This is a genomic window from Streptomyces sp. NPDC003034, from assembly GCF_053591375.1.
On sequence record NZ_JBSFTS010000007.1, the window covers coordinates 45,056 to 57,697 of the forward strand.

Annotated in this window: 12 protein-coding genes; 10 read left to right on the forward strand and 2 right to left on the reverse strand. The window is 72.1% G+C overall.

What is annotated here, in order from left to right:
• Positions 1-111 precede the first annotated feature (111 nt).
• A complete protein-coding gene (locus tag ACWDX7_RS10625) occupies positions 112-621 on the forward strand; it encodes an ATP-binding protein (protein ID WP_451490223.1) in 510 nt (169 codons plus the stop codon).
• A 14-nt stretch (positions 622-635) separates the two neighbouring features.
• On the opposite strand, the gene idi is transcribed toward ACWDX7_RS10625, so the two are convergent.
• Complete coding sequence (gene idi, locus ACWDX7_RS10630) at positions 636-1,235, reverse strand: isopentenyl-diphosphate Delta-isomerase (RefSeq protein WP_451490094.1); 600 nt, start codon at positions 1,233-1,235, stop codon at positions 636-638.
• A gap of 164 nt (positions 1,236-1,399) precedes the next feature.
• Positions 1,400-2,677, reverse strand: coding sequence for a GNAT family N-acetyltransferase (locus tag ACWDX7_RS10635; RefSeq protein ID WP_451490095.1), 1,278 nt, complete (start codon positions 2,675-2,677; stop codon positions 1,400-1,402).
• Between the two features lie 531 nt (positions 2,678-3,208).
• Here ACWDX7_RS10635 and ACWDX7_RS10640 point away from each other — a divergent pair.
• The 9 genes from ACWDX7_RS10640 (at position 3,209) to hpnD (ending at position 12,598) form a co-directional block, all read left to right on the forward strand.
• Positions 3,209-5,056 carry a DUF5941 domain-containing protein gene (locus ACWDX7_RS10640; protein WP_451490224.1) on the forward strand — a complete coding sequence of 616 codons (1,848 nt, stop codon included), beginning with the start codon at positions 3,209-3,211 and terminating at the stop codon, positions 5,054-5,056.
• A complete protein-coding gene (locus tag ACWDX7_RS10645) occupies positions 5,053-5,805 on the forward strand; it encodes a phosphocholine cytidylyltransferase family protein (RefSeq protein WP_451490096.1) in 753 nt (250 codons plus the stop codon). Before ACWDX7_RS10640 ends, ACWDX7_RS10645 begins: the two co-directional genes overlap by 4 nt.
• Positions 5,793-6,854, forward strand: a complete 1,062-nt coding sequence (locus ACWDX7_RS10650; protein WP_451490097.1) for an iron-containing alcohol dehydrogenase family protein — start codon at positions 5,793-5,795, stop codon at positions 6,852-6,854. Before ACWDX7_RS10645 ends, ACWDX7_RS10650 begins: the two co-directional genes overlap by 13 nt.
• On the forward strand, positions 6,832-7,611 hold the full coding sequence (locus ACWDX7_RS10655; RefSeq protein ID WP_451490098.1) for a CDP-alcohol phosphatidyltransferase family protein: 780 nt from the start codon (positions 6,832-6,834) through the stop codon (positions 7,609-7,611). The genes ACWDX7_RS10650 and ACWDX7_RS10655 overlap by 23 nt, the downstream gene beginning before the upstream one ends.
• Before the next feature lie 8 nt (positions 7,612-7,619).
• The gene (locus ACWDX7_RS10660; protein ID WP_451490225.1) at positions 7,620-8,492 is read left to right on the forward strand and encodes a glycosyltransferase family 2 protein; all 873 of its coding nucleotides are present in this window, start codon (positions 7,620-7,622) and stop codon (positions 8,490-8,492) included.
• Between the two features lie 96 nt (positions 8,493-8,588).
• Positions 8,589-9,518: an ABC transporter permease gene (locus tag ACWDX7_RS10665; RefSeq protein WP_451490099.1), complete on the forward strand. Its 930-nt coding sequence runs from the start codon at positions 8,589-8,591 to the stop codon at positions 9,516-9,518.
• The gene (locus ACWDX7_RS10670; protein ID WP_451490100.1) at positions 9,511-10,293 is read left to right on the forward strand and encodes an ABC transporter ATP-binding protein; all 783 of its coding nucleotides are present in this window, start codon (positions 9,511-9,513) and stop codon (positions 10,291-10,293) included. Before ACWDX7_RS10665 ends, ACWDX7_RS10670 begins: the two co-directional genes overlap by 8 nt.
• 392 nt (positions 10,294-10,685) lie before the next feature.
• The gene (gene hpnC, locus ACWDX7_RS10675; RefSeq protein ID WP_451490101.1) at positions 10,686-11,624 is read left to right on the forward strand and encodes a squalene synthase HpnC; all 939 of its coding nucleotides are present in this window, start codon (positions 10,686-10,688) and stop codon (positions 11,622-11,624) included.
• The gene (gene hpnD / locus ACWDX7_RS10680) at positions 11,621-12,598 is read left to right on the forward strand and encodes a presqualene diphosphate synthase HpnD (protein WP_451490102.1); all 978 of its coding nucleotides are present in this window, start codon (positions 11,621-11,623) and stop codon (positions 12,596-12,598) included. Before hpnC ends, hpnD begins: the two co-directional genes overlap by 4 nt.
• Positions 12,599-12,642: the final 44 nt, after the last annotated feature.

Below are 12,642 nucleotides of genomic sequence, written 5' to 3' on the forward strand. Positions count from 1 at the left end.
TCAAAAAGTGTCCGATTGACGCTGACTTCTGGTCAGTGGTCCGGCCCGGACGACCCCGTTCCCCACTCTTGACGCGTGGAGACGATCGAGCGTGAAGACGGGGGACTGAAGATGGATGTCAGCGGGAGCGTCCCATCGGTCACGGGAGGTGAGCAGGAGGCTCCGGCCGACCCTCTCGCGTACGAGGGAGTCTGGCGGTTCACCGCTCCCGCCGTAGAAGAATCCGTTCCGCAGGCCCGCCGGGCGGTTCGCGAGCTGCTCGGGCGCCAAGGCGTGCCGGCCGATCAGGACGTGGTGTACGCGCTGCTCCTGATCGTCTCCGAGCTGGTGACGAACTCCGTCCGGCACGCCGCCCTGCTCTCCCCCGAGGTCGCGGTCGAAGTGGCGATCGGCCGCGAGTGGGTACGGGTGGCCGTCGAGGACAACCATCCGTACCGCCCCAAGGCGCTGGAAGCGGATTTCGGCCAGACCGGCGGCCGGGGCCTGCTCCTGGTGCGGGAGGTCACGCTGGAGGCCGGCGGGGTCTGCGACGTCGAGCACACCGCGAGCGGCGGCAAGGTCATCTGGGCGGCCCTGCCCCTGCGACCGTCCGGCCCCGCCGCCCCGCTCCGCGCCGTCTGACCGGCGGGCGCCGGCTACCAGCCCGCCGCTTCGCCCGTCAGCTCGCGGATCGCGGGCCGCGCCGCGTCCAGTACGGTCATGAACCAGGCCGAGAACGGGGCCTCGGCGTGCCGCTTCGCCAACTCCTCGGCGGTCACGAAGGCGGTGTCGCCGACCTCCTCCGGATCCGGCCGGAGCGCCGCCTGCGCGAGTCCCACGAACAGGTGGTTGTACTCCTGCTCCACCAGGCCCGACGCGGGGTCCGGGTGGTTGTAGCGCACCGTCCCCGCTTCCGCGAGCAGCGAGGGGGACAGCCCCAGCTCCTCGTGGGTCCGCCGGGCCGCCGCCGCGAAGGGCGACTCCCCCGGATAGGGGTGACCGCAACACGTGTTCGACCAGACGCCGGGGGAGTGGTACTTCCCGAGGGCGCGCCGCTGGAGCAGCAGGCGGCCCCGCTCGTCGAAGAGGAACACGGAGAACGCCCGGTGCAGCAGCCCGGGCGCCTGATGGGCGGAGAGCTTCTCCGCCGTGCCGATGGTGCTGCCGGACTCGTCGACCAGTTCGAGCATGATCGCTTCTTGAGTACCGGTGCCGTTGGACGCGCTGCTCGCGGCGGTGGCTGGTGTGGTCGGCATACCCATCCTTCGCTTCGGACTTCGGCCTTCAGTCTGCCGTACAAAAGAGGCTTGTCCGCACTTCGGTGATCCGCGCATGTCTGCCCTCCGCCGCGTGATAAGCGACGGGGGGCAGACCGCGACCAGGCCGCCGCACGGGCACCGGCACCGGGCCCGTCAGCGCGTCAGACCCCGAAGGGCGCCGGGTACCTGACCGTGCCCGCCGGGACCGGGACGGAAGCGTCCAGCACCAGCGCCATCATCACCTCGTCCGGGACCTCGAAGGGCGCCCGGATCCCGAAGCGCGAGGCGGGCAGGAAACCGAAGCGGGGGTAATACTCCGGATGGCCCAGTACGAGGACCAGCGCCTCCCCGCGCTCGCGGGCCGCCGCCAGCAGGGCCCGTACGACCGCGCTGCCCGCCCCCGCACGCTGGAGCGCGGGATCGACGGCCACCGGGGCGAGCGCGAGCGCCCGTACCCCGCCGGCCTCGCACACGGTGAGCAGGGCGTGGGCGGCCACCGAGCCGTCGGGGCCCTCGGCCACGTACGACAGCCCCGGCACCCGGGAGGGGTCCGTGCGCAGCGCGTCCACGAGGTTCGCCTCCAGCGGGGTCCCGAAGGCCGCGAGGTGGACCGCCCTGACGGCGGCCGCGTCGGCCGCGGTCTCCGGGCGGGCCGTCCAGGCGCCGCCCTGCCCGGCGCTCACCGGGCGCAGGACGTATCCGGTGTACCGGTACTCGTGCCCGTGCCGCTTCCGTACGTCGATCTCCTCTCGGGTGGCGGCCAGCGCGGCCGCCATCGCGGGATCGCCGCTCGCGGCGTGGTCGCGCACGCGCTCGGCGAGCGGGCCGTAGTACTCGGCCCAGTCGGAGTCGGGCAGGTGGTGCACGCCCAGCACCCGGTAGCCGGCGGCCTGGGCGGCCGCGAGGTTGCGCGCGGTGGAGCGCAGCGCGTAGTGGGCGTCCCAGAAGGCGCGGGCGCCGGCGGACGGCTCGTCGACGCTCCACTCGCACTCGGTCAGCACGAGGGCGCCGCCGGGTGCGAGCAGGGGCTTCCAGCGCGCGAGCGCGGTGTCGAACCCGATGGCGTAGGCGGAGCCCTCCGCCCAGACGAGGTCGAAGGACCCGTCCGCGCAGGGCGGTGCGTCCATGTCCGCCCGGACGGCGTGGACCCGGCCGGCGAGACGGCGGGCGGCCGCGGCCGTGCGCAGCTCGTCGAGGAAGGGGGTGTGGAGGTCGACGGCGGTCACCTCGCCGCCGGCCCGGCCCGCCTCCGCGGCGAGGAGCAGGGCGCTGCGGCCCGGACCGCAGCCCAGGTCGAGGACGCGCGGCCGCTCGGGCAGCGGTCCGCACAGCGAAAGCAGGTGCCGGGTGGTCGCGTCGGAACCGGGAGCCTGCCGGGGCAGGCTGTGGTGGAGGGCGAAGAAGGCCCGCAGGAAGCCGTCGGAGATGTGGTCGGTCAACGTGAACCCTTGAACGGGGGCTCCGGCCGACGAGGCGGATCGGGTGGGATCAGGCCTGGCCGGATGCCGGGAAGGAACGGGGGACGTACCGGAGTTCGCCGCGCGTGGCCGCGATCACTACGACGGTCATCGACCCACCTCTTCCTGGTCCGGTCCCCGCCCGGCTTTCCCGCCGGGTTCCCTCGCCCGCTGTCCCGCTCCATCGACGGCGGGCGTACCCGTACGACCGCGGGCGGACCCGTACGACCCGCGTACGGCTCCGCGCCCACCGTAACACCGGCGGTTTGTGGTCCCTCGGTGTGATCACCGATGATGACCACACCCAGGGGGTGTTTCTCGGATCTCCGTGGAGGCGGCGCGCGTGGCCGTCGCCGCGGCGCCGTCCCCGGCGCCCTCGCGCACAGGAATACCGGCTCATCGGGGTGCAAACGGGCGGTGAACCCCCGCTTCCATTCATCCGATAGCCTCTGCCGACGTGCCGCCGCCCCACCTGGCGTACGTCCCGTGTTCGTCCGCAAGGAGTGAGTTCGTCTGCCGACCGTCATCCTTACCGGCCTGCCGGTCCCCGGATCACCGCTCGCGGACGAGCTGCGCTCCCTCGGCTTCGACGTCCGCCCCGCGGCGGGACCCGAGGAGGCCGCCGCCGCGCTGGCCGCCGTACCCGCCGGCCAGCGGGTGGCCTTCGTGGACAGCGCGTTCGTCGGCCACGTGCACGCGCTGCGGCTGGCCCTGACCGACCCGCGCTACGACGCCTGCGCCGTCCCCGGCGCCCTCGCCGTCCAGCCGGGCGCCCGCGCGGCCCTGGACAAGGCCGCCGCCCAGGCGCAGGGCGGCCCCTCCGACGCCGCCGAGCCCACGGGGTCGCACGCCACGGGGCCCGACGCCGCCCAGCCCTACGCCGACCGGCTCGCCGCCGCCGTCGAGGACGCCGGGACCCCCGTCCAGCGGCCCGAGCTCGGCACGCTCGTCGCCGCCGTACCCGCCACCGCCGCGGACCGGGAGGCGGCGCGCGCCGCCGTCGCCGCCGTGGACGAGGAGGCCGTGCGCCTGCGGACCGCCGTGAAGTCCCGCGACGGCTTCTTCACCACCTTCTTCATCAGCCCGTACTCGCGCTACATCGCCCGCTGGTGCGCGCGCCGCGGACTGACCCCGAACCAGGTCACCACCGCCTCGCTGATCACCGCGCTCGTCGCGGCCGGCTGCGCCGCCACCGGCGACCGCTGGGGCTACGTCGCGGCCGGTGTGCTCCTGCTCGTCTCCTTCGTGCTGGACTGCACCGACGGACAGCTCGCCCGCTACTCGCTCCAGTACTCCACGATGGGCGCCTGGCTCGACGCGACCTTCGACCGCGCCAAGGAGTACTCCTTCTACGCGGGCCTGGCCCTGGGAGCGGCCCGCGACGGGGACGACGTATGGGCCCTGGCCCTCGGCGCGATGGTCCTGATGACCTGCCGCCACGTGGTCGACTTCTCGTTCAACGAGGCGAACCACGACGCCACGGCCGCCGGCACGTCCGTCACCGGAAGCCCGACGGCGGCGCTCTCCGTCAAGCTCGACAGCGTCGGCTGGACGGTCTGGCTCCGGCGGATGATCATCCTGCCCATCGGTGAACGGTGGGCGATGATCGCGGTCCTGACCGCCGTCACCACCCCGCGGATCGTCTTCTACGCCCTGCTCGTCGGCTGCGCCTTCGGCGCCCTCTACACCACCGCGGGCCGTGTCCTGCGGTCGGTGACCCGCAAGGCGAAGCGGACGGACCGGGCCGCCCGCGCCCTGGCGGACCTGGCCGACTCCGGCCCCGTCGCCGAGCTCGCCGGCCGGCTGCTGGGCCGGATGGCCCCCGGCGCCGGGATCGCCGCCGCCGTCGTCGGCTCGGCCGCCCTGCTCGCGGCGGCCTGGGCCTACGAGTTCGGCAGCCGCCAGGTGGTCATCGCCGCCGCCGTCTACGCCCTGCTCGCCGGAGCCGCCGTCGCGCGTCCCCTCAAGGGCGCCCTCGACTGGCTCGTCCCGCCCGTTTTCCGGGCCGCCGAATACACCACCGTGCTGATCCTCGCCGCCAAGGCGGAGGTCCCAGGAGCCCTTCCGGCGGCATTCGGCCTGATCGCGGCGGTCGCCTACCATCACTACGACACGGTCTACCGCATCCGCGGTGGCACCGGCGCGCCCCCGCACTGGCTGGTGCGGACGATCGGCGGCCATGAAGGCCGGGTGCTGCTGACCGCGGTACTGGCCGCCGTCCTGGTGACGCGCCCAACGGACTTCCCCGTCGCGCTCACGGCCCTGGCCGTGTTCGTGGCACTCGTGGTGCTCGTGGAGAGCATCCGTTTCTGGGTCTCCTCCGGAGCACCCGCCGTACATGACGAAGGAGAACCAGCATGATCGGCCTTGTCCTCGCTGCCGGTGCCGGACGCCGCCTGCGTCCCTATACCGACACCCTGCCCAAGGCCCTCGTGCCCGTCGGTCCCGAAGGCCGGGAGGACAGCCTGACGGTTCTCGACCTGACGCTCGGCAACTTCGCCGAGGTCGGCCTCACCGAAGTCGCCGTCGTCGTCGGCTACCGCAAGGAAGCCGTCTACGAGCGCCGGGAGGCGCTGGAGGCCAAGTACGGCGTCACGATCACGCTGATCGACAACGACAAGGCCGAGGAGTGGAACAACGCCTACTCCCTGTGGTGCGCGCGTGACGTCCTCAAGCGGGGTGTGATCCTCGCCAACGGCGACACCGTGCACCCGGTCTCCGTCGAGAAGACCCTGCTCGCCGCCCGCGGCGACGGCCGGAAGATCATCCTGGCCCTCGACACGGTCAAGAGCCTGGCCGACGAGGAGATGAAGGTCGTCACCGCCGACGGCAAGGGCGTCCGGAAGATCACCAAGCTCATGGACCCCTCCGAGGCGACCGGCGAGTACATCGGCGTCACCCTCATCGAGCCCGAGGCCGCGGTGGAGCTGGCCGAGGCGCTGAAGACCACCTTCGAGCGCGACCCCGACCTCTACTACGAGGACGGCTACCAGCAGCTCGTCAACGACGGTTTCACCATCGACGTCGCCCCCATCGGCGACGTGAAGTGGGTCGAGATCGACAACCACGACGACCTCGCCAAGGGCCGGACGATCGCATGCCAGTACTGACGAGGCTGATCCCCTCGCCCGTCGTCGTCGACATCAGCCGCGGGGCGATGGACGACCTGGCCGGCCTCCTCGCCGACCAGCGGATCTCCGCGTCGGGCAAGCTGGCCATCGCGATCAGCGGCGGCTCGGGCGCGGCGCTGCGGCTGAAGCTGGAGCCCGTACTCCCGCACGCCGACTGGTATCCGGTGGTCGACGGCACCATCGACTCCGCCGTCAAACTGGCCGACGACATGAAGGGCCGCCGCTACGACGCCGTCGTGGGCCTCGGCGGCGGCAAGATCATCGACGTCGCGAAGTACGCCGCGGCGCGGGTCGGACTGCCCATGGTGGCCGTCGCGACCAACCTCTCGCACGACGGCATCTGTTCGCCGGTGTCCATCCTGGACAACGACAACGGCCGCGGCTCCTACGGAGTCCCCACGCCGATCGCGATGGTCATCGACCTCGACGTGATCAAGGACGCCCCCATCCGGTTCATCCGCGCCGGCATCGGCGACGCGATCTCCAACATCTCCGCGATCGCCGACTGGGAGCTCTCCCACCGGATCACCGGCGAGGCCGTGGACGGCCTCGCCGCCGCCATGGCCCGCACGGCCGGCCAGTCCGTCCTGCGCCACACCGGCGGGTGCGGCGACGACGAGTTCCTCACCGTGCTCTCCGAGGCGCTCGTCCTGTCCGGCATCGCCATGTCGATCAGCGGGGATTCCCGCCCGTCGTCCGGCGCCTGCCACGAGATCAGCCACGCCTTCGACCTGCTCTACCCGGGGCGCTCGGCGCTCCACGGCGAGCAGGTCGGCATCGGAGCCGCCTTCGCCATGCACCTGCGCGGCGCCGAGGAGCAGTCCGCCCTCTTCACCGAGGTGCTGGTCCGCCACGGCCTGCCGGTGCTGCCCGAGGAGATCGGCTTCAGCGTCGACGAGTTCGTCGCGGCCGTCGAGTACGCACCTCAGACCCGCCCGGGACGTTTCACGATCCTGGAGCACCTCAACCTGTCCGCAGCCGAGATCAGGGACGCTTACGCCGACTATGCCAAGACCATCCGTAGCTGAACTCCGGCCCGTCGTTCACCCGGCGGGCGTCAAGGACCGGCGCAGTGGGGAGCACTGGGGCGGCCGCCTGTACATGCGCGAGGTCTCCCTGCGCATCACCCGGTTCCTGGTCACCACCAAGGTCACGCCCAACCAGCTGACCTACGTGATGACCGTCGCCGGGTTCCTCGCCGCGCCCGCCCTGCTGGTGCCGGGAGTCTGGGGCGCGGTCCTCGGTGTGGTGATGGTCCAGCTGTACCTGCTGCTCGACTGCGTGGACGGGGAGGTGGCGCGCTGGAAGAAGCAGTTCTCGCTCTCCGGGGTGTACCTGGACAGGGTCGGCGCCTACCTGTGCGACGCCGCCGTCCTGGTCGGCTTCGGCCTGCGCGCCGCGGACCTGTGGGGCAGCGGGCGGATCGACTGGCTGTGGGCCTTCCTCGGCACCCTCGCCGCGCTCGGCGCCATCCTGATCAAGGCCGAGACGGACCTGGTCGGCGTCGCCCGGCACCAGGTCGGCAAGCCGCCGGTCCAGGAGGCGGCCTCGGAGCCGCGCTCGTCCGGCATGGCGCTCGCCCGCCGGGCCGCCGCCGCGCTGAAGTTCCACCGGCTCGTCCTCGGCATCGAGGCGTCGCTGCTCATCCTGCTGCTGGCCGTCCTGGACACCGTCCGCGGCGACCTGTTCTTCTCCCGGCTGGGTGTCGCCGTACTGGCCGGCATCGCGCTGCTCCAGACGCTGCTGCACCTGGTGTCGGTCCTGGCCTCCAGCAGGCTCAAGTGACCGCCCCGATGCGGCTGGGCGCCGTGATCATCACCATGGGCACCCGGCCCGACGAGCTCAAGGCGCTCCTCGACTCGGTGGCCCGCCAGGAGGGCGACCCCGTCGAGGTGGTCGTCGTGGGCCAGGGCGTCAAGGTCACCGGGCTGCCCGAAGGGATCCGCACGGTCGAACTGCCCGAGAACCTGGGCATCCCCGGCGGGCGCAACGCCGGCATCGAGGCCTTCGGCCCCGGCGGCCGCGAGGTGGACGCCCTGCTGTTCCTGGACGACGACGGACTGCTGGAGCGGACCGACACCGCGGAGCTGTGCCGCCAGGCCTTCGCCGAGGACCCCAGGCTCGGGATCGTCAGCTTCCGGATCGCGGATCCGCAGACCGGCGAGACCCAGCGCCGGCACGTGCCGCGGCTGCGCGCTTCCGATCCGATGCGCTCCTCCCGTGTGACCACCTTCCTGGGCGGCGCCAACGCCGTCCGCACGACGGTGTTCGAGCAGGTGGGAACGCTGCCGGGGGAGTTCTTCTACGCGCACGAGGAAACGGACCTGGCGTGGCGGGCGCTCGACGCGGGGTGGCTGATCGACTACCGCGCGGACATGGTGCTGCTCCACCCGACGACGTCGCCGTCCCGGCACGCGGTCTACCACCGTATGGTGGCCCGTAACCGGGTGTGGCTCGCCCGCCGCAACCTGCCCGCTCCGCTGGTCCCGGTCTACCTGGGCGTCTGGCTCCTCCTGACGCTCCTGCGCAGGCCTTCCGGTCCGGCGCTGAAGGCATGGTTCGGGGGGTTCAAGGAGGGCTGGACCACTCCCTGCGGTCCCCGGCGCCCCATGAGGTGGCGTACGGTCTGGCGGCTGACCCGGCTCGGCAGACCACCTGTCATCTGACCCGCTCGCGTCTGGGAACATGGCGCGATCACGGGCCTCGCGCCACCGGCCCGATGTCCCCTCCTGCCGCATCTTGAAGACGGAAAGTTTCAACTTGTGAGTGACACAACCCACAACGGCGCCCTCGCCACGAGCAAGCCGCCGTCCGAAGACGCGGGGCTCAGCCCCGCGGAGCTCGCCAGGAAGTACGGCCTGTCCGTCAGCGGCGCCCGACCGGGCCTGCGGGACTACGTGCGGCAGCTCTGGGGTCGGCGCCACTTCATCATGGCCTTCTCCCGGGCCAAGCTGGTGGCGCAGTACAGCCAGGCGAAGCTCGGCCAGGTCTGGCAGGTGGCGACCCCCCTGCTCAACGCGGCCGTCTACTGGCTGATCTTCGGCCTGATCCTCGGCGCGGGCCGGGAGATGCCCAAGGGCGTCTACGTCCCGTTCCTGATGATGGGCATCTTCGTCTTCACCTTCACCCAGAGTTCGGTGATGGCGGGCGTCCGGGCGATCTCCGGGAACCTCGGGCTGGTGCGGGCCCTGCACTTCCCGCGCGCCGCCCTGCCGGTGTCCTTCTCGCTCCAGCAGCTCCAGCAGCTGCTGTACTCGATGGTCGTCGTGTTCGTGATCGCCGTCAGCTTCGGCAACTACCCGCGGCTCTCCTGGCTGCTGGTGATCCCGACGCTGGCGCTGCAGTTCGTCTTCAACACCGGCCTCGCCATGATCTTCGCGCGGATGGGCTCCAAGACCCCCGACCTGGCGCAGCTGATGCCGTTCGTGATGCGTACGTGGATGTACGCCTCCGGCGTCATGTTCCCGATCGGGATCTACCTCAAGGACCAGCCGCAGTGGATCAGCGACGTGCTGCTGTGGAACCCGGTGGCGATCTACATGGACCTCATCCGGTTCGCCCTGATCGACGACTACGGCAGCAGCAACCTGCCCCCGCACGTCTGGCTCTTCGCAGTGGGCTGGGCCGCCGTGATCGGCCTCGGCGGCTTCGTGTACTTCTGGAAGTCTGAGGAGCGTTACGGCCGTGGCTGACAACACCAAGGGGCGCGTCCCCACCGTGATCGCGGACGACGTCCACATCGTCTACCGGGTCAACACCGGCGGCGTCGGCAAGGGCGCGGCCACCGCCGCGCTCAGCAAGATAGTGCGCCGGGGCAAGGGCGACGCACCGGGCGTCCGCCGCGTCCACGCCGTGCGCGGCGTCTCCTTCACGGCCTACCGCGGCGAGGCGATCGGCCTGATCGGCTCCAACGGCTCCGGCAAGTCGACCCTGCTGCGCGCCATCGCGGGCCTGCTGCCCTGCGAGTCCGGCAAGGTCTACACCGACGGCCAGCCCTCGCTGCTGGGCGTCAACGCCGCCCTGATGAACGACCTCACCGGTGAGCGCAACATCGTCCTCGGCGGGCTCGCCATGGGCATGACCCGGGAGCAGATCAAGGAGCGCTACCAGGGCATCGTCGACTTCTCGGGCATCAACGAGAAGGGCGACTTCATCTCCCTGCCGATGCGCACCTACTCCTCGGGCATGGCGGCGCGTCTGCGCTTCTCCATCGCGGCGGCCAAGGACCACGACGTCCTGATGATCGACGAGGCCCTGGCCACCGGCGACCGCAGCTTCCAGGTGCGCTCCGAGAACCGCATCCGCGAACTGCGGGAGAAGGCGGGCACCGTCTTCCTGGTGAGCCACAACAACAAGTCCATCCGGGACACCTGTGACCGGGTGCTGTGGCTGGAGAAGGGCGAACTCCTGATGGACGGGCCCACGGAGGAAGTCGTCTCGGCCTACGAGAAGGCGACCAACGGCTGACCGGCCGGCCGCGCCGCACCGCCTCGTGCGCGGTCCACGGGCCCTCCACGGTTACGGCGGACTCCCGCAGGCCCCTGCCGCTCAGCGCGGTGGGGGCCTCGGTGCGCCGGGTGCGGCGGGCGGAAGACATGCGGGGGCGGGCGAATACCCCAGAGCTCCCCGCGGCGTTGTACAGCGTAAGCTGAGCCCGTTCTGAATCGCGGCAAGAGGGGACGATTCCCCACAGGTGGCCGCAGGTGAACGGCCCTGGGGCAGCCCGGGCAAAGCCCGGCGGCGTGTCCGAAATGGGATGTATTGGGTCGGCAGTGTAGAACGGGAGATGTGACGGCAATGGCTACGGGAATCCTCCGGCCCCCAGGCACGACGGCCGTCCCCGCCGCGGGCGGCGGGCGGTGACCCCGGGGCACGGCATCCGCTCCCGATCCGCCACGGTCCACGCGAGCGCCACCCTCGGCAAAGCGGCGACGGAGAACTTCCCCGTCGCCCCCTTCTTCCTGCCCCGCGCCTGGCGCGACGGCCTGATGGCGGTCTACGGTTTCGCCCGCCTCGTCGACGACATCGGCGACGGCGACCTCGCCCCCGGCGGACGGGACGCCGTACTCCTCGGCCTCGACCCCGCCGCCGTGGACGACCGGCTCGCCATGCTCGACGCCTTCGAGGGCGACCTGCACCGCGTCTTCCGTGGATCCGGCGGCGCCGACGGTACGCCGCGCCACCCGCTGCTGCTCGCGCTCCAGCCCGTCGTCCGTGCCCACGGCCTCACCCCCGAGCCCTTCCTCGGGCTCATCGAAGCCAACCGCCTCGACCAGCGGGTCACCCGCTACGAGACGTACGAGGACCTCCTCGGCTACTGCCAACTCTCCGCGAACCCGGTGGGCCGCCTCGTGCTCGCCCTCACCGGCACCAGCACCCCCGAGCGGATCCGCCACTCCGACGCCGTCTGCACCGCCCTGCAGATCGCCGAACACCTCCAGGACGTCGCCGAGGACCTCGGCCGGGACCGGATCTACCTCCCCGCCCAGGACATGCGCCGCTTCCACGTGACCGAGGCCGACCTCAAGGCCCCGGCCGCCGGCGCGTCCGTACGCGCCCTGATCGCCTTCGAAACCGAGCGCGCACGCGAGCTCCTCGATGAGGGCGCGCCCCTCGTGGGCAGTGTGCACGGCAGACTCCGGCTGCTGCTCGCGGGCTTCGTGGGAGGAGGGCGCGCCGCCCTGCGAGCCGTCACCGCCGCCGGCTTCGACGTCCTCCCCGGCCCGCCCAAGCCCACCAAGAGCGGCCTGCTCCGCGAGGTCGCCGCCGTCCTGCGCTCAGCGCCGAGAAAGGGGTGAGCCCCACCGTGGAGGGCCCCACACACGCTTCCGCACCCACCGCGGACGGCGCTCTGTCCGCACCGGTCGCGGCGGCATACGGCTACTGCGAGGCCGTCACCGGCTCACAGGCGCGCAACTTCGCCTACGGCATCCGGCTGCTGCCCACCGACAAGCGGCACGCGATGTCCGCGCTGTACGCCTTCTCCCGGCGCGTCGACGACCTCGGCGACGGCACGCTGGCGCCCGAGGTCAAGCTGGCCCGGCTGGAGGAGACCCGCGCCCTGCTCGGGCGCATCCGCGCCGAGGAGGTCGGCGAGGACGACACCGACCCGGTCGCCGTCGCCCTCGCGCACGCGGCACGCCGGTTCCCCATCCCGCTCGGCGGCCTCGACGAACTCATCGACGGCGTCCTGATGGACGTGCGCGGCGAGGCCTACGAGACCTGGGACGACCTCAAGGCCTACTGCCGCTGCGTGGCGGGGGCCATCGGGCGGCTCTCGCTCGGCGTGTTCGGTACCGCGTCCGGCGCGCCCGAGGCGGCGCGCGCACCCGAGTACGCCGACACCCTCGGCCTCGCCCTCCAACTCACCAACATCCTCCGGGACGTTCGCGAGGACGCGGCCAACGGACGCACCTACCTGCCCACCGAGGACCTCGCCAAGTTCGGCTGCTCCGAAGGCTTCCAGGGCGACCGGGCCCCCGTCGGCGCCGACTTCGCGGGTCTCGTCCACCACGAAGTCCGGCGTGCCCGGGCCCTGTTCGCCGAGGGCTACCGGCTGCTGCCGATGCTCGACCGGCGCAGCGGAGCCTGCGTCGCCGCCATGGCGGGCATCTACCGGCGCCTCCTCGACCGCATCGAGCGGGAGCCCGAGGCCGTGCTGCGGGGCCGTGTCTCGCTGCCGCCGCACGAGAAGGCGTACGTCGCCGTGCGCGGCCTGTCCGGTCTCGACGCGCGGACCATCTCCCGCCAGAGCAACCGGAGGCGGGCCTGATGTCCCCCACGACGATGCGCCCGGCGACGCTCGCACCGGCGCGG

Excerpts from the sequence above, each read along its gene's own strand:
- ACWDX7_RS10650 (WP_451490097.1), top strand. The coding sequence starts at position 5,793 with ATGCCAGTACTGACGAGGCTGATCCCCTCGCCCGTCGTCGTCGACATC.
- ACWDX7_RS10645 (WP_451490096.1), top strand. The coding sequence starts at position 5,053 with ATGATCGGCCTTGTCCTCGCTGCCGGTGCCGGACGCCGCCTGCGTCCC.
- ACWDX7_RS10655 (WP_451490098.1), top strand. The coding sequence starts at position 6,832 with ATGCCAAGACCATCCGTAGCTGAACTCCGGCCCGTCGTTCACCCGGCG.
- idi (WP_451490094.1), bottom strand. The coding sequence starts at position 1,235 with ATGCCGACCACACCAGCCACCGCCGCGAGCAGCGCGTCCAACGGCACC.
- ACWDX7_RS10660 (WP_451490225.1), top strand. The coding sequence starts at position 7,620 with ATGCGGCTGGGCGCCGTGATCATCACCATGGGCACCCGGCCCGACGAG.
- ACWDX7_RS10625 (WP_451490223.1), top strand. The coding sequence starts at position 112 with ATGGATGTCAGCGGGAGCGTCCCATCGGTCACGGGAGGTGAGCAGGAG.